The organism is Streptomyces sp. NPDC046939, from assembly GCF_040644575.1.
Classification (GTDB): domain Bacteria; phylum Actinomycetota; class Actinomycetes; order Streptomycetales; family Streptomycetaceae; genus Streptomyces.
The window spans coordinates 18,602-38,926 of the sequence record NZ_JBEYWV010000020.1 but is presented as its reverse complement, the minus strand read 5'-3'; the positions used below and the strand labels follow the sequence as shown (position 1 = coordinate 38,926).

Here is a 20,325-nt window from a genome sequence, read left to right as displayed (position 1 = left end):
CTCGTGTGGCTGGTCGCGCAGTTCCCCGCGCCCCTGGGCGGCTCTAGTCCAGGTAGCCCCTTAGTTGGTCTGCGAAGGCGTGGTCCCTGAGTTTGTTCAGTGTTTTTGATTCGATCTGGCGGATTCGTTCCCTCGTCACCCCGAAGATGCGGCCTATCTCCTCAAGGGTGCGGGGGCGGCCGTCCGCCAGGCCGTAGCGGAGTTGGACCACCTTGCGTTCGCGTTCTCCCAGGGTCGAGAGCACGGCCTCCAGGTGTTCCCTGAGCAGGAGGAACGCCGCCGATTCGACGGGGCTCGTGGCGTCGCCGTCCTCGATGAGGTCGCCGAGGGCGACGTCGTCCTCCTCCCCCACCGGGGCGTGCAGCGAGACCGGCTCCTGGGCGAGGCGCAGCACTTCGCTGACGCGCTCGTGCGGGAGGTCGAGGTGGGCCGCCACCTCTTCCGGGGTCGGCTCGTAGCCGCGCTCCTGGAGCATCCGGCGCTGGACGCGGACGACCCGGTTGATGAGTTCGACGACGTGGACGGGGACGCGGATGGTGCGGGCCTGGTCGGCGAGGGCGCGGCTCATGGCCTGCCGGATCCACCAGGTCGCGTAGGTGGAGAACTTGTAGCCGCGGGCGTAGTCGAACTTCTCGACGGCGCGGATGAGGCCGAGGTTGCCCTCCTGTACGAGGTCGAGCATGGTGAGGCCGCGTCCGACGTACCGTTTGGCGACGGAGACGACGAGGCGCAGGTTCGCCTCGATGAGGCGGCGCTTGGCCATCCGGCCCATGACGACCAACTTGTCGAGGTCGAGGGCGAGTTGGGAGTCCAGGTCGGGCGCGTGGGTGAGTTTCTCCTCGGCGAACAGGCCCGCTTCGACGCGTCGCGCCAGCTCGACCTCCTCGGCGGCGGTGAGCAGCGGGATGCGACCGATCTCGCGCAGGTACTGGCGGAACAGGTCGGAGGAGGGGTTCCCGGTCTCCGTACGGGTGCCGCGCACGGGTTCGGGCGGCTCGACCGTCTCGACGTGCTCGGGGGGTTCGGGTTCGTCCGGCGTCTCGGGCTGGTGCGGCGCTCGGCCCTGCGGCGGCACCGTGGCGAGAGCCTCCCCGTCCGCGGCGGCGTCGGGATCGGCGAGAGCCTGCGCTGTGCTGTCGCTCTGGGTGAGGGTCTGGGTCTGCACGGGGGCGACCTCCATAGTGATCGCTGCTGAGGCGTGCGGCTGGGGGGCGGGAGCGGCGGCCGCGCCGCTGTCCGTCCCGTACGCGATGAGCGGAACCGCGGGGGTGTCGGACCCGGTGTCCGGGCTCCGGCCGCGCTCCGAGGACTCAGGCACCGGAACCCAGTGTGGAGTACGACACAGTGCCGCTACGAGGGGCGTGCGGTGACTTTTTGAGTCCGGTGCGTGACCAATCGGTTACCGAGCTGTACGGGTGCCCGCCCTGCCCGTCCCCGAACGGACCGAAACGGCGCGCGGCAGCGTGGTCCGGCGCCTACAGGGCGTCCGCGCCCCGCTCGCGCAGCGCCTGGTCGTACTGCTGGAGCACCCACAACTCGTTCTGCACGGCCGCGAGTTGGGCCGGGTCGCCGCCGGAGGCGAGGCGGGTGAACGTGGACTGCATGTCGTGGATGCGGCGCTCGACGGCGCGCCTGCGGACGGTGACGAGCTGCTCGCCCGCGTACGCCTCGTCGACCGTCTTGCGGTGGATCGCCTCGACGGCCAGCTCGGTGACCATGGCGCGCACCGCGTCGTCCGGCGCCGCGTCGCGGACGCGGACCAGGTACTCGTGCGGGTCGTGGGTGCCCTGCTCGGCGCCGCCCGCCTCCAGGATGGCGAGGCGTACGGCGGCGTAGGGCGGGGCGGTGAACTCGTCGACGCCGTACGCGTCGAACGCCGGGGAGACCAGGTGGGGGTGTTGCAGCGCGAGCTTGAGCAGTTCGCGCTCGGTGGCGTAGACGGGGTTGCGCAGGGTGAGCGCGGGGCCGCCGAAGGCGGGGGCGGCCGGGGCGGCCATCTCGGGCAGGAGGCGGCCGCGCCCGGCGGCGGGGGCCGGGCCCTTGCCGCCGCGGTCGCGGGCCCAGCGGGCGATCTGGGCGACGCGCTTGACGACGAACTGGGTGTCGAGGATGCCGAGCATGCCGGCGAGCTGGACGGCGACCTCGTGCTGGGACGCGCTGTTCTTGATGCGGGCGACGACGGGCGCGGCCTCGTCGAGCGCGGCGGCGCGCCCGGCCGGGGTCTCCAGGTCGTACCGCGAGACGATCTGGCGCAGCGCGAACTCGAACAGCGGCGTGCGCGGCTCGACCAGCTCGGCGACCGCCTCGTCGCCCTTGAGCAGGCGCAGGTCGCAGGGGTCCATGTTGTCCGGCGCGATGGCGATGTACGTCTCGGCGGCGAACTTCTGGTCGTCCTCGAAGGCGCGCAGGGCGGCCTTCTGCCCGGCGGCGTCCCCGTCGAAGGTGAAGATGACCCGCGCCGAGCCGTTGTCCATCAGGAGGCGGCGGAGGATCTTGATGTGGTCGCCGCCGAAGGCGGTGCCGCAGGTGGCGATGGCGGTGGTGACCCCGGCGAGGTGGCAGGCCATGACGTCGGTGTACCCCTCGACGACGACGGCCCGGGAGGTCTTGGCGATCTCCTTCTTGGCGAGGTCGATGCCGTAGAGGACCTGCGACTTCTTGTAGATCGGGGTCTCGGGCGTGTTGAGGTACTTCGGCCCGTTGTCGTCGTCGCGCAGGCGGCGGGCGCCGAAGCCGACGACCTCGCCGCCGATGTCGCGGATCGGCCACATGAGGCGCCCGCGGAAGCGGTCGATGGGCCCGCGGCGGCCTTCCTGGGAGAGCCCGGAGAGGGTCAGCTCCTTGTCGGTGAAGCCCTTGCCGCGCAGGAAGCGGGTGAGGTGGTCCCATCCGGCCGGGCTGTAGCCGACGCCGAAGTGCGCGGCGGCGGCCTGGTCGAAGCCGCGCTCGGCGAGGAAGGCGCGGCCGATCTCCGCTTCCGGGGACTCCAGCTGTTCGGCGTAGAACTGGGCGGCGACCTTGTGCGCCTCGACCAGGCGGATGCGCTCGCCGCGCTGGTGGGAGGGGTTGTAGCCGCCTTCCTCGTAGCGCAGGGTGATGCCGGCCTGACCGGCCAGGCGCTCGACCGCCTCGGAGAAGGTGAGGTGGTCGATCTTCATCACGAACGTGATGGTGTCGCCGCCCTCCTGGCAGCCGAAGCAGTGGAAGAACCCCTTGCTCGGGCTGACCTGGAAGGAGGGTGACTTCTCGTCGTGGAAGGGGCACAGGCCCTTCAGGTTCCCGCCGCCCGCGTTGCGCAACTGCAGGTACTCCGAGACCACGGCGTCGATCGGGACCGCGTCCCGAACAGCCTTCACGTCCTCGTCGTTGATCCTGCCAGCCACGGGAGAATTCTACGGCCCGCCACTGACACCCTCGTCACTCCGGCGTGGACGCGGCCCGGGTCACAGGAGGTCGCCGAGGGGGACGGTCGGGTCGGACAGCCGCTCCGTACCGGGCCGCACACCCGAGCGGATGAGCTGCTGGATGGGGTCGGTGACGTCCCACACATTCACGTTCATCCCGGCGAGGACCTGCCCGTCCTTCAGCCAGAAGGCGATGAACTCGCGCTTGCCCGCGTTGCCGCGCAGCACGACCTGGTCGTACGAGCCCGGGGGCGCCCACCCCGAGTACTCCAGGCCGACGTCGTACTGGTCGGAGAAGAAGTAGGGCACGCGGTCGTAGGTGACGTCCTGGCCGAGCATGGCGCGGGCGGCGGCCGGTCCGCCGTTCAGCGCGTTGGCCCAGTGCTCGACGCGCAGCCGCTCCGTGTACAGGGGGTGCTCCAGGGCGGCGACGTCCCCGGTCGCGTAGATGTCGGGGTCGGAGGTGCGCAGGGAGGCGTCGACGGCGATGCCGCCGCCGTGCTCCCTGCCGACGAGGGCGAGCCCGGCGTTCTCGGCGAGGGCGGTGCGCGGGGCGGCGCCGATCGCGGCGAGGACGTCGTGCGCGGGGTGCTCCTCGCCGTCGTCGGTGTGAGCGGCGAGCACGAGACCGTCCTGGCCGGTGATCTCGGTGAGCCGGGCGCCGAAGTGGAAGCGGACGCCGTGATCGCTGTGGAGCTCGGTGAAGATCTGCCCGACCTCGGGCCCGAGCACGCCGTGCAGCGGCGTCGGCTCCGGCTCGACGACGGTCACCTCGGCGCCGAACTCGCGCGCGGCGGCGGCGACCTCCAGGCCGATCCATCCCGCGCCCGCGATGACGAGGTGGCCGTTGTCCCGGCCGAGCGAGCCGAGCACGTTCTTCAGCCGTTCTGCGTGGGCGAGGCGGCGCAGGTGGTGGACGCCGACGAGGTCCGTGCCGGGGATGTCGAGGCGGCGCGGTTCGGCGCCGGTGGCGAGGAGGAGCTTGTCGTAGCGGATGACGGTGGAGTCACCGAGCCGGACCGCCTTGGCGTCCCGGTCGACGGCGGTGACCGTCTGGCCGAGCCGCAGCTCGACGTCGTTGCTCGCGTACCAGGCGGGCTCGTGGACGAAGACGCTCTCCCGTTCCTCCTTGCCCTGCAGATACCCCTTGGACAGGGGCGGGCGCTCGTACGGGTGGTCCAGCTCGTCACCGATGAGGATCACCCGCCCGGTGAACCCTTCCGCGCGGAGCGTCTCGGCGGCCTTCGCCCCGGCGAGCCCTCCTCCGACGATGACGAACGTCTGGTCCGCGTCGACCACTTGATGCCTCCTCGTTGCGCTGCCGTCATATGCGAGCGTCCCGCACGCAGCGTGATGCGGGAAGGGGGCGTGACCCGATCAGGGCACCTGCCCCCGGTGCCCCCGATCGTCTCCGTCACACCCCGTGTCCGAGCGACAGTCGGGCGTGCAGGGAACGCGCCGACGCGTCCGTCAGGGACGCGATCTGGTCGACGATGACCCGCTTCCTCGTACGGTCGTCGGGCGCGTCGTCGAACAGGGCGCGGAACTGCGGGTCGAGCCCGTCCGGCGCCCGCGCCGCCAGCGCCTCCGCCAGCTCGGCGACGACGATCCGCTGGTCGGCGCGGAGCCGCTCCTGCTGCGGCCGCTGCATGACGTACCGGTCGGCGACCGCCTTGAGGACGGCGCACTCGTGCCGGGCGGCGCGCGGCACGACCAGCTCGGCGGCGTACCGCGTGAGGCGCCCGGTGCCGTACCGCGCGCGGGTGGCGGTCTCGGCGGCCAGGCAGAACCGCCCGATGAGCTGGCTGGTGGCGTCCTTCAGCCGGGCCTGGGAGACGGCGGTGCCGTCGTACCCGTGCGGCCACCACTCCTGGTCCAGGAGCCGGTCGAGGGCGGCGGCGAGTTCGGCGGGGTCGGTGTCGGCGGGCACGTACCGTCCGAGGGCGACGGCGAAGACGTCCCTGCGCTCGGGCTCGGCGTGCAGCATGTTCGGGTCGAGGTGCCCGGCGTGCAGCCCGTCCTCCAGGTCGTGCACGGAGTAGGCGACGTCGTCGGCCCAGTCCATGACCTGCGCCTCGAAGCAGGTGCGGCGCCCGGGCGCGCCTTTCCTGACCCAGTCGAAGACGGGCCGGTCGTCCTCGTAGACCCCGAACTTGCCCGAGGAGGGATCGCTCGGGTGCTCGCCGCGCGGCCACGGGTACTTGGTGGCGGCGTCGAGGGCGGCCCGCGTCAGGTTGAGCCCGACACTGACCAGCTCCCCCGTCTCGGCGGACCGCACGAACCGCTTCGGCTCGATCCGGGTGAGCAGCCGCAGGGACTGCGCGTTCCCCTCGAATCCCCCGCAGTCCGCGGCGACTTCGTTGAGAGCCTGCTCACCGTTGTGCCCGAAGGGCGGATGCCCCATGTCATGGGAGAGACAGGCCGTCTCGACCAGATCGGGATCGCACCCCAGAGCAGCACCCAGCTCACGCCCCACCTGCGCGCACTCAAGAGAGTGCGTGAGCCGGGTCCGGGGGCTCGCGTCCCAGTGGCGGCTGCGCGTGCCCGGCGTGACGACCTGCGTCTTGCCCGCGAGCCTGCGCAGCGCCGAGGAGTGCAGAACGCGGGCCCGGTCGCGCTGGAACGCGGTGCGCCCCGGACGCTTGTCGGGCTCGGCGGCCCAGCGCTCGACGTCCGCCTCGTCGTACGTACCGGCACCTTCGTCCGTGGTGTTCATGCACCGACATTAAGGCCAGGCACCGTCAAAGGGTGTGGTCAGACGGGTACGAGCGCCCGCCCGAGCCCGAGCACGGCCCGGTCGTAACGGTGCAGGACGAGCCGGGCGACATCCGGATGGGCGCCGAGCGGCGCCGCGACGCACCCCTCACCGAACGCCTCCGCCGCCTCCATGGCGAACCGTCCGGGCGCGGTGAAGTACGAGGCGAGGGCGGCCCGGTGACCGAGGACGCGCCGGGCGTCGGCGAACCCGGGCCCGCTCCCCGAGGCGTAGGCGGGCACCACGGGGACCCCGAGCCGCGCGGCGAGCAGCCCGGCGGTGTGCCGCGTATCGGCGTCGGCGTCCGGGTCCCGCGACCCGGAGGCGGCGAGCACGACCCCGCCCCGCCCGTCCCAGCCGCTCTCCGCCAGCCGCGCGTGGAGCACGTCGACGAGGAGCGGATGCGGCCCGAGCGGTCCGGCGACCCGGGTCACCAGATGCCCGGCGGCCTCGGCGGCCCGGGGCAGGTCCCGCTTGACGTGGTACCCGCGCGACAGGAGCAGCGGCACGAGAACGGCGCGCCCCGCCAGCCCGTCGAGGACGTCCGCGACCAGCGGCTCGTTCAGCTCGATGTGGGCGAGCCGCACATCGAGCCCCGGCCGCTGCCCGCGCACACGCGCGACGAGCTCACGCACGGTGTCCAGAGCACGCGGATCACGGCTGCCGTGCGCGACAAGAACCAGAGCGGCGCGGGATTCGGTCATGACCCGATGGTGCAGACACCGCGTTGCGCCTCCGTTGCACCCCCGATGACGGCCCGTTGCGCCGACATCACGGCACGAGGCATCCAGCGGTGAGCGCGAACCGTTTGTCCCCGCTCAACGTCTTGCACGGCGGACGACCACCGACACCCTCCGCCCCCGGGAACCCCATGCGCCTGTCCCCGTTCCGCACCCGCCGGGCCCGACGGCACGCCCTGCAAGCACTCATGGCGCTCTGCGCGCTGGCGCTGCTGCCCTCGGCATGGCTGTTCACGACGACCGGCGACCGCCTCCGCACGCCTGCGGACGCGCCGCCCACCGAGGTGGCGATGGTGTTCGGGGCGGGTTTGTGGCAGGGCGAACCCTCCCCCTACCTGGCGCACCGCCTGGACGCGGCGGCCGAGCTGTACCGGACCGGCAAGGTCCGGGTCGTCCTGGTCACGGGCGACAACAGCCGCACGGACTACGACGAGCCGGACGCGATGCGCGCCTACCTGACCCGCCACGGGGTGCCGGACAGGGCGGTGGTCAGCGACTACGCGGGCTTCGACACCTGGGACTCGTGCGTACGCGCGAAGAAGATCTTCGGGGTACGCGAAGCGATCCTGCTGAGCCAGGACTTCCACATCCGCCGGGCGGTGGCCCTGTGCGAGGCGGCAGGGGTGAACGCGTACGGCGTCGGCGTGGCCGAGAACCGGGACATGACCTGGTACGCGGGAGGAGCGCGCGAGGTGCCGGCGGCGGCCAAGGCGGCCCTGGACGCGCTGCTCCACCCGGACCCGCACTTCCTGGGCCCGCGCGAGCCGGGCGTTCAGCGGGCGCTGGCGGGGGCCCGCTGAGACCCGTCAGACAGGAAAGGCCCAGGACCCGTCCGGGGAGGACAGAGTGCTGCCCTCGGCGGTGAGTACGGCCCGCATCGAGTGCAGAGAGAACCGGTTGTTCTCCTCCCACCTTCCGCGGACCCGTTCCAGGTCGTCCCAGAGCCGTCGGGCTCCGCCCTGGTGGACCATGGGCCTGTCCCCGTCCTCGGCTCGCGCCCAGGACCCGTCCGGGGCGAGCAGCCAGACGACGCGTCGTCCGTGGTCCGGGCAGATGGCGGCACGGGTCTCGACCCCGGGCGTGTCCAGTTCGTACAGCCACCGCAGCGGCCATTCCTGCCACAGGTCGGGGATCGGCCCGTCCGGGGGCCGCACGTCCTCGCCCTCCCGCACCCGCGCGCCGACGAAGACGTGGTCCAGTCCGGCCGGGTAGTCCGCTGTCCGCCGGGTCTCCATGAACGTGGCGGTGTCGGCCTTGACCATGCCGCGCGCGATGCCGTCCCTGCCCATGTCCGCCGTGATCAGGAGGGCGGTATGGGCAATGGTCGTGACCAGCCGCCCGCCCGGACGCAGTGCGCGGAGCCACGAGGCCGGGACGGGCCGTACGGAAACGGTCGCCATGATGCGGTCGTACTCCGGATCGGGCAGTTCCCCGGTGGCGTCGACCGCCTCCACCCGTGGAGTGCGTCCGAACGCGGCGAGGCGGGTCCGGGCGGCCTCGACCAGGTACGGGTCGACATCCACGCTGGTCACGTTCTCGTCGCCGAAGCGGTGGGCGAACAGCCCGGCGGAGTATCCGGAGCCCGTCCCCACGTCCAGTACCTGGTGACCGAGGCGCACATCGAGCTGGTGCGCCATGGACACGATGAGCCCCGGCAGGGTGCTGGACGAGGTGGGCTGACCCCTGCCGCGTTCACCGGAGGCGGCGTGGTCCGCGTGCGTGGGGCCGACGCGGGTGACGAGTGTCTCGTTCGTGTACGCGGCGTGCAGCCGCTCGGTGGAGTCCTCGGGGAGGTCCACCAAGGCCCACTCCTGCGAGGGGCTCTCCGGGACGCGCTGCCACCAACGTGGCACGAGTCGGTGTCGAGGGGTGTTGCGCACGGCGTCGTGCCATGCGGGAGCGTCGGCGGTCACCTTGTCGGCAAGCGCTTCGGCGGCTTCGGCCCATGGGGGCGCTACGGTCATGCTGGGTCTCCTTGCAGGGCATCGGCCATGGCTTCGACGAGCGGGACACCGGCTCTGACAGCGAGCCAGTGCCATTGACCGTTGGGGTTCACCTCGAAGAACACCCACCGTCCGTCCGGGGTGACGGCGAAATCCAATGCGCCGAAATACAGGCCGAGTTCGTTCATGAGCTGTCGGACCGCCTTCGCGACCTCCGCCGGCATGTCCACCACGTCGTACCGGTGGGACCGGTAATCCGTTCGCCAGTCGAGTCGCGCGGCTTCGCTGTCGGTGTGGATGGCGACGGGGAACATGCGGTCCCCGATCACGGTCAGACGCACTTCGTACGCCTTGTCCACACGCTCCTGGAACAAGTGGGCGGTGCCACTCACCGCGTCGTCCATCTGGTCCGCGCGGACGAGCGCCACCGGGAGGAACTGCCGCCGTCCCCCAGGACCGAGCACACCACCGCCGAGCCCCTTGTAGACGACCGTGCCGTCCCCCATGAACACACGGGCATGTTCGGGGTCCGAGGTGATCACGGAGCGCGGTACCTCAAGTCCGCTCCGCGCGGCCACGGCGAGTTGCACGGGCTTGTAGTTGGCGGCGGCATCCTTGCTCGGATGGTTGACCCACCGGACGGGCAGCGAGCCGAGGACGCCGAGCAGTCCGGACCGGGCTTCCGAGACCGCGAGCGCGCGGGCGTGGCCGGGCCAGTCGTCCGGGGTCCGGAACTCGTTGGGGCGTCGCCACCACACCGATTTCACGGATTCCAGCCGGACCGTGCGGGAGCCGGTGAGGGCCCCCGTCCAACCGCCCCCGGTGAGGGAGACGGCCAGACGGGAGGCGGTCGGGAAGTCAGCGGTGTCATACCTGACCACTCGTTCACCGCGCTTCACCAGCTCCTCGACCACCGCATCGGCCGTGAGATCGTCCCGGCCGGTCAGTACGAGGATGGGCCGCATGTCAGTACAGGTCGGTTCCGCTGTCGGAGCCCGGCGCGTTGCTGTCGCCGTTACTGGTCTCCGTCTGCGTCTCGGGCATCTCCGCCGTGATCGCGTGCCACGGGTTCCCCTCGGCGGAGACGTTCAGCTGAAGCGTGTCGCTGTACGTGATGACGGGCGCTTCGTCGTTCGCCGGGGCCGGTGACACCAGGTGCCGGACGCCGAACGGGACGGGCGTGGCAGACGCGGTTGTACTCATGCTGTTCTCCTCCTGAACGAGCTGGTCTTGTGGCGCGCTACAGCACATCGCCGCGGCTTCGCGCGTTCGCCCGGGCGGTCTCCGCGCTCAGGCGTTCGCCGGGGTCCGCCGGGCGGGCGTCCTGGGGAGCGACTTCCCACTCCACCCCGCCGGTGACCGGGCGCAGGTACCAGTACGAGCCGACGGCTCCGCGGAACTCCCCGACCCGGCTTCTTCGGCTGGTGTCCACCATGAGCGCACCCGTTTCCGGAAGCCCTGCGGGCCCGGGCCGATCTGTGGGAACGTCTTCCGACATCGCCACCACTCCTCTCTGTAGTCGCTCGACTACCAAGCGGGCTCAGCGTGGCGCAGTCTGTGAGGCGTCTTCAACTTGCGTGTTCCGAACGAAGAGTTGGGCAGTATGCGGTGAACCGAAAAGATCTGGACCCGGAGTCCTCCCCCGCAGCGGCGTTCGGGGAGCGTCTGCGCAGGATGCGGGATGAACGAGGGTGGACCCAGGACGAACTGGGCGAACGGATGGGCTTCTCCGGAACACACATCTCCGCCGTCGAAACTGGTCGCCGCCCTCCAACTCTTCACTTCGCCGCAAGCGCCGACAAGGCGTGCGGGACAGGCGAACTGTTCCAGCGCCACAGCAGGTCCGTCCGGCACACCGCGCTCCTGGAGGGCTTCCCCGAGTACCTGGCCCACGAGGGCAAGGCGGCGGAGATCCGGCTGTACGAGGTGGGTGTCGTCCCCGGTCTGCTGCAAATCCCGGAGTACGCCCGCGTGCTCGCCGAGAGCGATGTAAAGCGCGGCGCGATCACCGCCGACCAGGCGGAGGAACGCATCGCGCTCGTCGCCGAACGACAGGCGACCCTCGATCGCGCCCCGGCGCCGCTCGTCCTGATCGTCCTGGACGAAAGCTGCATCCGGCGTCCGATCGGCGATGCAGCCATCATGGACGCACAGTTCAAGCGGCTGGTCGAATTCGCCGATCTGCCCAACACCGTCGTCCAGATCGCCCCGTTCGACATGGGTGCTCGCCGTCCGTTCAGCCTCCCCGTAACTGTTCTCACACTGGCCGACCGGTCCCTCGTGTCCTACGCCGAGTCATCGCAGCAAGGGCATCTCGAACGGGAAAGCACGTTCGTACTGCGGACCCTTACGACCTACCATCAGCTACAGGCTGAAGCGCTCTCACAAGCGGCTTCCGTCGCCATGATCGAACAGCTTCGAAAGGGCACCCCGTGACGACCGAAAGCCCCCAGTGGTTCACGTCCTCGTACAGCGAAAACGGCGGCCAGTGCATCGAGATCGCCACCAACCTCGCTGCTTCCCACGGCCTGGTTCCTGTCCGCGACTCCAAGAATCCGGCCGGTCCGGTCGTGGACTTCCCGGCCGGCTCGTTCGCCGCGTTCGTGGCGAGCGTCAAGGCCGGGGAGTTCTGACCTGACCTCACACTCATCGGTGGGCGGGCGCGAGATGCGCGTACCCCTCACGTAACCCGTTCCACCCGCACCGCGTAACACGACCCGCCCACCCTGACGGTATGCACACGCACACCGCGCCCCCGGCCGCCGCGACCCCGACCCATTGCCCGTACTGCGCGCTGCAGTGCGGGATGACGCTCACGCCGGACGGGGCGAGCGTGAAGGTCGCGGGCCGGGAGGACTTCCCGGTGAACAAGGGCGCGCTGTGCGGAAAGGGCCAGAGCGCGGCGGCGGTACTGGCTCCAAACGCCCGCCTGACGACCCCGCTGATCCGCAGACAGTCCGGCACCCTCGAACCGGCCACCTGGACCGAGGCGCTGGACGCGATAGCCGCCAACCTGACCCGCGTCCGCACGGAGCACGGCAATGACGCCTGCGCGGTGTTCGGGGGCGGCGGCCTGACGAACGAGAAGGCGTACGCGCTGGGCAAGTTCGCCCGCACGGTCCTGCGCACGTCGCAGATCGACTACAACGGCCGCTTCTGCATGTCATCGGCGGCGGCAGCGAACCAAAAAGCCTTCGGCCTCGACCGCGGCCTGCCCTTCCCGCTGGAGGACATCGCGCACACAGGCTGCGTGATCCTGGTGGGCTCGAACCTGGCCGAGACGATGCCACCGGCGATGCGCTACCTCAGCGAGCTGAAGGCCAACGGCGGCAAGCTGATAGTGATCGACCCCCGCCGCACCCGCACAGCGGAACAGGCCGACCTGCACCTGGCCCCGCGCCCAGGCACCGATCTGGCCCTGGCGCTCGGCATGCTGCACCTGGTCGTGGCCGAGGGCAGGGTGGACGAGGAGTACATACGGGACCGTACGAGCGGCTGGGAGGAGACGCGGTCAGCGGCGATGGCGCACTGGCCGGAGTACGTGGAACGAGTGACAGGAGTCCCCCTCCCGCACCTGCGCGAAGCGGTACGCCTGTACACCACACCCGCCGCCGCCATGATCCTCACGGCACGCGGCCCGGAACAGCAGTCCAAGGGCACGGACACGGTGGGCGCCTGGATCAACCTGGCCCTGGCGACGGGCCGCCCGGGACGCCCGTTGTCCGGCTACGGCTGCCTGACTGGCCAGGGCAACGGCCAGGGCGGCCGCGAACACGGCCAGAAGGCGGACCAGCTCCCCGGCTACCGCAAACTCGCGGACCCGGCGGCACGGGCCCATGTGGCGGCGGTCTGGAACGTACCCCCGGAGTCCCTCCCCGCCCCGGGCCGCTCGGCGTACGAACTCCTCGATGCCCTGGGCACGGACATCCAATCCCTCCTCGTCATGGGCTCCAACCCGGTGGTCTCGGCTCCCCGCGCCGCACACATAGAACAGCGACTCCGCTCCCTCGACTTCCTGGCGGTGGCGGACGTGGTCCTCTCCGAGACAGCGGAACTGGCAGACGTCGTGCTCCCGGTGACCCAGTGGGCGGAGGAGTCAGGAACCACGACAAACCTGGAGGGCCGAGTCCTCCTGCGCCGCCAGGCACTGACCCCACCCGAGAACACGAGATCCGACCTGGCCGTACTCCGTGACCTGACGGCACGCCTGAACCCAGACCTGACCGACGGCTTCCCGACCGAAGCCGAAGAGGTTTTCGACGAACTGCGCCGCGCCTCGGCGGGCGGCCCGGCGGACTACGCGGGAATCAGCTACGACCGCCTGAAACAGGACGAATCCCTGCACTGGCCGTGCCCGGAAGAAAACCACCCGGGGACGCCCCGCCTCTTCCTGGACCGCTTCGCGACGGAGGACGGCAGGGCCCGCTTCACCCCGGTGACCCACCGCCCGGCAGCGGAGGAACCGGACGCGGACTACCCCCTCCACCTCACGACGGGCAGGGTGGTGGCGCAGTACCAGTCCGGAGCACAGACGCGCCGGGTACCGGAGCTGAACAGGGCGGCCCCATCCCCGTACGTGGAACTGCACCCCCGCCTGGCGGCACGCCTCGGCATCGCGGAAGGCGCCCAGGTCAAGGTGGTCTCCCGCCGGGGCACAGCACAGGCACCGGCCCGCCTCTCCCCGGCCATCCGCCCGGACACGGTCTTCATGCCGTTCCACTGGCCGGGCAAGGGCAGGGCGAACACGCTGACGAACCCGGCACTCGACCCGACGTCACGGATGCCGGAGTTCAAGGTGTGCGCGGTGAGGCTGGAACGGGGCGTCTGAAGCGAGCCCCACCGGCGATCAGTCGCGTACGAGACGGGAGGGGCCGGTCGGGGTATGTGCGCGCGCAGCACAGTTCACGCGGTGACGGCATCCGAAGAGACCGGCGATGCCATCAAGATGGCGAGCACGGACATGCCCCGGGCGGCACCGTACCCACCCCGACACCTGTCGGATCGAAACAGACAGCCGCTGACGGCACATCAGACGGCCACCCTCCATTCAGGCGTACACAGCATGCGAACGTGACGCCCTGCCACTTACCTCGACCTTGCAGGGGCGCACCCGACGCCCACGAAGGAGCGAGGACGATGCGCACAGGCCGACCCGTGGCAGCCGCCGCGTTCACCGTGATGGCCGCCGCGTTCACGACAGCGTCCGCCACGGCGTCGCAGGGCGGCCTGGAGGTGTACCCGGCGACGGCGGCCCCCGGCACCACGGTCACCCTCACCACGACGGCCTGCGGCACGCACGGCACGGCGGCCGCGGACGCCGGGGCGGTCGGCCCGGGCCCGATCACGCTGGCCCCGGACAGGGCCTCCCACCGGGCGACGGCACGCTTCGAGGTCCCGGCGGCGGCGCAGCCGGGCACGTACGAGATCACCGCCCGCTGCTCGGGCGGCACGAAGGTGACCGGCGACCTGATCGTGTCGACAACACAGCAAACAACGGCGACAGAAGCGCGGATGCCCCGCGGCCACGTCCCCACGGGCGTGGGCGGCGCCCTCGGCCCGGACCCGGTGCAGACGACCGCGGGCGTCGCGGCGCTGGCCGCGGCCGCCGCGGGCGGCACATGGCTGCTGCACCGCAGGACAAGGGACGGCAGGCTCTGAGGCGAGTGAGGCCCGTGCGATGCAAGCCGGTCAGCACGGTGAACGCGGCCATGGGCATGGTGACGGTGCTCTCCCTGACGACGGGCGCCTGGCTCCTGGCCGGCGGCGCGGCGGGCCACCCCCCGCCCCAGCCGTCACCGGAACAGGCGAGCCCCGCCCCCCGGACCGGCGACGGCGCGGACGCGCCCCCGCTGCCCCCGTCACCCCCGACCCGTATCCGCATCCCGTCGATCGACGTGGACGCCCCGCTGACGGGCGTCGGCCTGTCGCGGAACGGAAGCCTGGACGTGCCGCCGCCGCAGGAGAAGAACCTGGCGGGCTGGTACGCGGCGGGCACGAGCCCCGGCGAGCGCGGCACGGCGGTGGTGGCGGGTCATGTGGACAACGCGGAGGGCCCGGCGGTCTTCTACGCCTTGGGCGCGCTGAGGCGCGGCAGGACGGTGGAGATCGAGAGGCGGGACGGTTCGGTGGCGGTGTTCGCGGTGGACGCGGTGCGGATGTACCCGGCGAGGGACTTCCCGGACGAGAAGGTGTACGGCCCGGCGGACCGCGCGGAGCTGCGAGTGATCACGTGTGGAGGCCCGTTCTCACCCCGCACGGGGTACGAGGGCAACGTCGTGGTCTTCGCCCATTTGATCAAGCGACCCACTGTTCATAGGCCATCTTCACGACCAGCGCACACACCACACTGAGCAGGACGACCCGCACGAAGGAGGCACCCCGCTTCAGGGCGGTATGAGCGCCCACCATTCCCCCGGCGAGGTTGAAGAGGGCCATGAGCCCGGCGAGCTGCCAGTAGACGGTGCCCTTGAGCCCGAACATGGCGAGGGCCCCGGCGTTGGTGCAGCAGTTGACGATCTTCGCGGTGGCGGAGGCGACGACGAGATCGAGATGGAGGAGAGCGGTCAGGGCGAGAACGAGGAACGTCCCGGTACCGGGCCCGATGAGCCCGTCGTAGAACCCGATCCCGAGCCCGGCGAACCCGATGGCGGCGAGGACCCGCCGCGCCGGGAGCGGCTCGGCGGAGGGGGCGGTGCCGAAGGCGGGCCGGAAGAGGACGAAGGCGCCGACGCAGACGAGGACGACCATGACGATGGGTTTGAGGACGTCGGTGCTGAGCCCGGCGGCGAGCAGCGCGCCCCCGGTGGACCCGGCGAGCGCGGCGACGCCGATGCGGGCGGCGAGGCGTACGTCGACGGGGGCGCGGCGGGCGTAGGTGATCGCGGCGCCGGTGGTGCCGACGATGGAGACGGCTTTGTTGGTGCCGAGGGCGTAGGGCCCGGCGGCGGAGCTGGGGAGGCCGAGCAGGAGAGCGGGCAGGAGGAGCAGTCCGCCACCACCCACGACGGCGTCGACCCAGCCGGCGGCGAGGGCGGCGAGGCAGAGGACGACGAGGGTGGCCAGGGATATGTCAGGCATGGCCCTGACTTTATGAGCAGAGAGCAGCGACCCCCGGCCCACCCCACACCCGGCACACACCCCCTCACACCCGCCGCACACCCCCGCTGAGACACCCGTTCCCCCGGGGAAACGGACGGGACGCCACGGAGAAACACCGCACCCGCAGGCTACGAGACATGAAGCGCGTCGTGGTCATAGGCACCGGCCTGGCCGGCACCCGGGTCGCCGCCCGTCTGGGCGGTGACGCGGTGCTGATCGGGGAGGAGCCGCACGCCCCGTACAACAGGGTGCTGCTGGCGGAGGTCCTGGCGGGCAGCTACGGCCCGGAGGTCATCAGACTGCCGACCCCCGAGCCGAAGCCGAAGCACCTCCAGACCAAAGTCACGGAGCTGAACCGGTCCCACCACACGATCCGCTGCGAGAACGGCGCGGAACTGGAGTACGAAACCCTGATCCTGGCAACGGGCGCGAACCCGGTACTGCCCCCACTCCGCGGCCTGTTCGAACCGGGCGCGACGGCCCTGCCCGCCGGAGTCCACGCGTTCCGCACGATGGACGACTGCGTGGCGCTGTCGGAGGCGGTGCGGGAGGGCCCGCGCGCGGTGGTGATCGGCGGCGGCCTGCTGGGCGTGTCGGCGGCGCGCGCACTGGCCCGCCGCGGAGCACAGGTGGTCCTGGTGCAGCAGGCGGAACGCCTGATGGAACGCCACCTGGACCCGGAATCCTCCGCACTGGTCGCGAAGCACCTCACCGCACTCGGCGTGGAGATCCACACGGAGTGCAGGGTGAAGGCGGTAGGGACGACGAACGGCAAGGTCAGCCACGTAGAACTGCACGACGGCTACGTACTGGACACGGACGTCACGGTCCTGGCCTGCGGAGCCCGCCCCAGGACGGGTCTGGCGAAGGCGGCGGGCCTGGAGGTGCGCAGGGGCATCGTCGTGGACGACGAGCTGCGCACGAGTGACCCGCACATCCACGCGGTGGGCGACTGCGCCGAGCACGCGGGCAGGGTCTACGGCCTGGCGACGCCGGCGCTGGAACAGGCCGACGCGCTGGCGAACGTACTCACGGGCGAGGGCGCCCCGAGAACGTACTCGGGCACGAGGACCCTGACCCGCCTGACCCTCCCCCACGCGGCGGACCCCCTGGACCTGGCCGCGTTCGGCGAGACGGAACCGCTCCCCGGCGACGACGTGGTGCAGCTCGCGGACGCGACGCGGGGCACGTACCGCAGGGTCGTCGTCCGCGGCGACCGCCTGGTCGGCGGGGTCCTGGTGGGGGCGCTCGGCGGCGTCGGCGCGCTGGCGCACGCCTGGGAATCGAACGAAGCGCTGCCCGCCGACGACGGCGCGCCGCTGTTGCACCTGCTCACTCACGACGGAGGCCTCTGACATGGCGACCTCGAAGCCCACCCTCGTCCTCGTCGGCCACGGCATGGTCGGCCAGCGCTTCCTGGAGGCGGCGGCCGAGCGCGGCCTGACCCGGACGCACCGCGTGGTCGTCCTGTGCGAGGAGCCCCGCCCCGCGTACGACAGGGTCCACCTGACCTCGTACTTCTCGGGCACGACACCGGAGGAACTGTCGCTGACGGACCCGGAGTTCATCGAGAGGCACCACATAGAACTGCACGTGGGCGACCCGGCGCTGACGGTGGACCGCGCGAGCAGGACCGTACGCGCCCGCTCGGGCCTGACGGTGGAGTACGACACGCTGGTCCTGGCGACGGGCTCGTACCCCTTCGTCCCCCCGGTCCCGGGCAAGGATGCGCGGGGCTGCTTCGTCTACCGCACGATCGAGGACCTGTACGCGATCGAGGAGTACGCGAAGAACCACGCGACGGTCGGCGCGGTGGTGGGCGGCGGCCTGCTCGGTCTGGAGGCGGCGGGCGCACTCCAGGGCCTGGGCCTGACGACGCACATCGTGGAGTTCGCGCCGCGCCTGATGCCGGTGCAGGTGGACGAGGGCGGCGGCGCGGCGCTGCTGCGCACGATCACGGACATGGGCCTGACGGTGCACACGGGAGTGGCCACGCAGGAGATCCTCGTGACCGAGGACGAGAACCAAAACCACAACCACAACCAGAACCACAACCACAACCAGAACCAGACCGTTCGGGCGATGAAACTCTCGAACGACACGGAACTCCCCACCGACCTGGTCGTCTTCTCCGCGGGCGTCCGCCCCCGCGACGAACTGGCCCGCGCCATGGGCCTGGAGGTCGGCGAGCGCGGCGGCGTCAAGGTGGACGAGGAGTGCCGGACGAGCGACCCGGCGGTGTTCGCGATCGGCGAGTGCGCGCTGGCGGCGGACGGCAGGGTGTACGGCCTGGTGGCGCCGGGCTACGAGATGGCGCTGACGGCGGCGGCGACGATCGCCCGCGCGGGGACGGCCGACAAGGCTGACACGGCTGGCACGGACACGACGACGTTCACGGGCGCGGACCTCTCCACGAAGCTGAAGCTGCTCGGCGTGGACGTGGCGTCGTTCGGCGACGCACACGGGGCGACCGAGGGCTGCCTGGACGTCGTCTACTCGGACTCGCGCTCGGGCACGTACAAGAAGCTGGTGATGGGCGCGGGCGGCGAACTGCTCGGCGGCGTCCTCGTCGGCGACGCGGAGGCGTACGGGACGCTGCGCGCGCTGACCGGCACGGTGCCGCCGCTCGCACCGGAGCAGCTGGTGCTGCCCGCGGGCGCGGGCGCCCCGGCGCAGCTCGGCCCGGAGGCGCTGCCCGCCGACGCCGTCATCTGCTCCTGCCACAACGTGACGAAGGGCGAGATCTGCGCGCACCCGACGCTGCCGGAGGTGAAGAAGTGCACGAAGGCCGGCACGGGCTGCGGGAGCTGCGTCAAGCTGATCACCCAGCTCCTCCCGGCGTCCGGTGAGACGGGCCTGTGCGGCTGTTTCGCGCACACCCGCCAGGAGCTGTACGAGATCGTGCGCGTCAAGCGGATCGCGTCCTTCGCCCGTCTCCTGGACGAGCACGGCCGCGAGGAGGCGCGCGGCGGGGAGGGCTGCGAGGTCTGCAAGCCGACGGTCGGCTCGATCATCGCCTCGCTGGCCCCGTCGATCGGCGCGGACGGCTATGTCCTGGCGGGCGAGCAGTCGGCGCTCCAGGACACGAACGACCACTTCCTCGCCAACTTGCAGAAGAACGGCTCGTACTCGGTGGTGCCACGCATCCCGGGCGGCGAGATCACCCCGGACAAACTCATCGTCATAGGAGAGGTGGCCCGCGACTTCAACCTGTACACGAAGATCACGGGCGGCCAGCGCATCGACCTGTTCGGCGCGCGCGTCGACCAGCTCCCCGCCATCTGGTCCCGCTTGGTGGACGCGGGCTTCGAGTCGGGCCACGCGTACGGCAAGTCGCTGCGCACGGTGAAGTCGTGCGTGGGCGAGACGTGGTGCAGGTACGGGGTGCAGGACTCGGTCCGCATGGCGATCGACCTGGAGCTGCGCTACCGGGGCCTGCGGGCGCCGCACAAGCTGAAGTCGGCGGTGTCGGGGTGCGCCCGCGAGTGCGCGGAGGCCCAGTCGAAGGACTTCGGCGTCATCGCCACGGCCAACGGCTGGAACCTGTACGTGGGCGGCAACGGCGGCATGACCCCGCGCCACGCCGACCTCCTCGCCCAGGACCTGAGCGACGCGGAGCTGATCCGCCTGATCGACCGCTTCCTGATGTTCTACATCCGCACCGCCGACCGCCTGGAGCGCACGGCGGCCTGGCTGGACCGGATCGACGGCGGCCTGGACCACGTACGGGATGTCGTCGTGCACGACTCGCTCGGCATCTGCGACGAGCTGGAGGCGCTGATGGCCGCGCACGTGGCGCACTACCGCGACGAGTGGGCCGAGACGCTGGACGACCCGGAGCGCCTGGCCCGCTTCGTGTCGTTCGTGAACGCGCCCGGCACCCCCGACCCGACGGTCCGCTTCGTGCCGGAGCGCGACCAGATCAAACCGGAACCGCCCCTGCTCCCGATGCCGACCCTGGAAGGACTGGCCATCCGATGACGCCGACGACGCTCGCCCCCGAGCAGACGACGCTCCTCGTCCAACTCGACGTGAGAGGGGTCTGGTTCACGGTCTGCGACCTGCCGCGCCTCACCGCCGGCCGCGGCGTCGCCGCCCTGCTTCCGGACGGCAGCCAGGCGGCGGTCTTCCTCGACCGTACGGGCCGGGTGTACGCGGTGGACAACACGGACCCGTTCACCGGGGCGGCCGTGCTGTCGCGCGGGCTGCTCGGCTCGGCCCTTGGCCGGCCGTTCGTGGCGTCGCCGCTGCTGAAGCAGCGCTTCGACCTGGAGACGGGCCGCTGCCTGGACGACGACACGGTGACGCTGCGGACCTACCCCGTACGCACGGCCTGACGCGTCCCGAGCGCCCCGCGCCCACCCGCACACATCGGAGGAGCGGCA

The 20,325-nt window shown here is 71.4% G+C and carries 19 protein-coding genes; 9 read left to right on the top strand and 10 right to left on the bottom strand.

The window, feature by feature from the left end; genetic code table 11:
• Positions 1 to 43 precede the first annotated feature (43 nt).
• From ABZ877_RS22140 to ABZ877_RS22120, 5 genes are all read right to left on the bottom strand, one after another.
• Entirely contained in the window at positions 44 to 1,318 is a 1,275-nt protein-coding gene (locus ABZ877_RS22140) for an RNA polymerase sigma factor (RefSeq protein WP_361073837.1), read from the bottom strand.
• 157 nt (positions 1,319 to 1,475) lie between these two features.
• Positions 1,476 to 3,383, bottom strand: a complete 1,908-nt coding sequence (dnaG, locus tag ABZ877_RS22135) for a DNA primase (RefSeq protein ID WP_361073835.1) — start codon at positions 3,381 to 3,383, stop codon at positions 1,476 to 1,478.
• A gap of 60 nt (positions 3,384 to 3,443) precedes the next feature.
• Positions 3,444 to 4,703 carry an FAD-dependent oxidoreductase gene (locus tag ABZ877_RS22130; RefSeq protein ID WP_361073832.1) on the bottom strand — a complete coding sequence of 420 codons (1,260 nt, stop codon included), beginning with the start codon at positions 4,701 to 4,703 and terminating at the stop codon, positions 3,444 to 3,446.
• Between the two features lie 115 nt (positions 4,704 to 4,818).
• Positions 4,819 to 6,120, bottom strand: coding sequence for a deoxyguanosinetriphosphate triphosphohydrolase (locus tag ABZ877_RS22125; RefSeq protein ID WP_361073831.1), 1,302 nt, complete (start codon positions 6,118 to 6,120; stop codon positions 4,819 to 4,821).
• 38 nt (positions 6,121 to 6,158) lie between these two features.
• Entirely contained in the window at positions 6,159 to 6,863 is a 705-nt protein-coding gene (locus ABZ877_RS22120; RefSeq protein ID WP_361073829.1) for a sirohydrochlorin chelatase, read from the bottom strand.
• Between the two features lie 167 nt (positions 6,864 to 7,030).
• On the opposite strand from ABZ877_RS22120, the gene ABZ877_RS22115 reads away from it, so the two are divergent.
• Entirely contained in the window at positions 7,031 to 7,699 is a 669-nt protein-coding gene (locus ABZ877_RS22115) for an ElyC/SanA/YdcF family protein (RefSeq protein ID WP_361073827.1), read from the top strand.
• Between the two features lie 6 nt (positions 7,700 to 7,705).
• Here ABZ877_RS22115 and ABZ877_RS22110 read toward each other — a convergent pair whose 3' ends face one another.
• From ABZ877_RS22110 to ABZ877_RS22095, 4 genes are read right to left on the bottom strand one after another with little or no spacing between them, the layout of a single operon-like run.
• On the bottom strand, positions 7,706 to 8,863 hold the full coding sequence (locus ABZ877_RS22110) for a methyltransferase domain-containing protein (RefSeq protein ID WP_361073825.1): 1,158 nt from the start codon (positions 8,861 to 8,863) through the stop codon (positions 7,706 to 7,708).
• Entirely contained in the window at positions 8,860 to 9,807 is a 948-nt protein-coding gene (gene tgmB / locus ABZ877_RS22105; protein WP_361073822.1) for an ATP-grasp ribosomal peptide maturase, read from the bottom strand. The genes ABZ877_RS22110 and tgmB overlap by 4 nt, the downstream gene beginning before the upstream one ends.
• A 1-nt stretch (position 9,808) precedes the next feature.
• Positions 9,809 to 10,045 (bottom strand): putative ATP-grasp-modified RiPP, encoded by a 237-nt coding sequence (tgmA, locus tag ABZ877_RS22100; protein ID WP_361073820.1) that lies wholly within the window; start codon positions 10,043 to 10,045, stop codon positions 9,809 to 9,811.
• Positions 10,046 to 10,082: 37 nt separating this feature from the next.
• Positions 10,083 to 10,340, bottom strand: a complete 258-nt coding sequence (locus tag ABZ877_RS22095; protein WP_361073818.1) for a hypothetical protein — start codon at positions 10,338 to 10,340, stop codon at positions 10,083 to 10,085.
• 110 nt (positions 10,341 to 10,450) lie between these two features.
• Between ABZ877_RS22095 and ABZ877_RS22090 the strand changes: the two genes are divergently transcribed.
• The 5 genes from ABZ877_RS22090 to ABZ877_RS22070 all read left to right on the top strand — a co-directional run bounded on the left by ABZ877_RS22090 (position 10,451) and on the right by ABZ877_RS22070 (position 15,192).
• Positions 10,451 to 11,278 (top strand): helix-turn-helix transcriptional regulator, encoded by an 828-nt coding sequence (locus tag ABZ877_RS22090; RefSeq protein ID WP_361074083.1) that lies wholly within the window; start codon positions 10,451 to 10,453, stop codon positions 11,276 to 11,278.
• Complete coding sequence (locus ABZ877_RS22085; protein ID WP_361073816.1) at positions 11,275 to 11,475, top strand: DUF397 domain-containing protein; 201 nt, start codon at positions 11,275 to 11,277, stop codon at positions 11,473 to 11,475. Before ABZ877_RS22090 ends, ABZ877_RS22085 begins: the two co-directional genes overlap by 4 nt.
• Positions 11,476 to 11,576: 101 nt before the next feature.
• Positions 11,577 to 13,670 (top strand): molybdopterin oxidoreductase family protein, encoded by a 2,094-nt coding sequence (locus ABZ877_RS22080; RefSeq protein ID WP_361073814.1) that lies wholly within the window; start codon positions 11,577 to 11,579, stop codon positions 13,668 to 13,670.
• Between the two features lie 308 nt (positions 13,671 to 13,978).
• A complete protein-coding gene (locus ABZ877_RS22075; RefSeq protein WP_361073812.1) occupies positions 13,979 to 14,500 on the top strand; it encodes a hypothetical protein in 522 nt (173 codons plus the stop codon).
• A gap of 50 nt (positions 14,501 to 14,550) precedes the next feature.
• A complete protein-coding gene (locus ABZ877_RS22070) occupies positions 14,551 to 15,192 on the top strand; it encodes a class F sortase (protein ID WP_361074081.1) in 642 nt (213 codons plus the stop codon).
• Here the strand turns inward: ABZ877_RS22070 and ABZ877_RS22065 are convergent.
• Positions 15,137 to 15,919 carry a TSUP family transporter gene (locus tag ABZ877_RS22065; RefSeq protein WP_361073810.1) on the bottom strand — a complete coding sequence of 261 codons (783 nt, stop codon included), beginning with the start codon at positions 15,917 to 15,919 and terminating at the stop codon, positions 15,137 to 15,139. The two genes, ABZ877_RS22070 and ABZ877_RS22065, sit on opposite strands and share 56 nt — an antisense overlap.
• 158 nt (positions 15,920 to 16,077) lie before the next feature.
• Between ABZ877_RS22065 and ABZ877_RS22060 the strand changes: the two genes are divergently transcribed.
• Genes ABZ877_RS22060 through nirD form a run of 3 tightly spaced genes read left to right on the top strand, consistent with a single transcriptional unit; the run spans position 16,078 to position 20,277 of the window.
• The gene (locus ABZ877_RS22060) at positions 16,078 to 17,295 is read left to right on the top strand and encodes an FAD-dependent oxidoreductase (RefSeq protein ID WP_361073808.1); all 1,218 of its coding nucleotides are present in this window, start codon (positions 16,078 to 16,080) and stop codon (positions 17,293 to 17,295) included.
• 1 nt (position 17,296) lies between these two features.
• The gene (nirB, locus tag ABZ877_RS22055; RefSeq protein WP_361073806.1) at positions 17,297 to 19,921 is read left to right on the top strand and encodes a nitrite reductase large subunit NirB; all 2,625 of its coding nucleotides are present in this window, start codon (positions 17,297 to 17,299) and stop codon (positions 19,919 to 19,921) included.
• The gene (nirD, locus tag ABZ877_RS22050) at positions 19,918 to 20,277 is read left to right on the top strand and encodes a nitrite reductase small subunit NirD (protein ID WP_361073804.1); all 360 of its coding nucleotides are present in this window, start codon (positions 19,918 to 19,920) and stop codon (positions 20,275 to 20,277) included. Before nirB ends, nirD begins: the two co-directional genes overlap by 4 nt.
• The last annotated feature ends 48 nt before the right edge of the window (positions 20,278 to 20,325 follow it).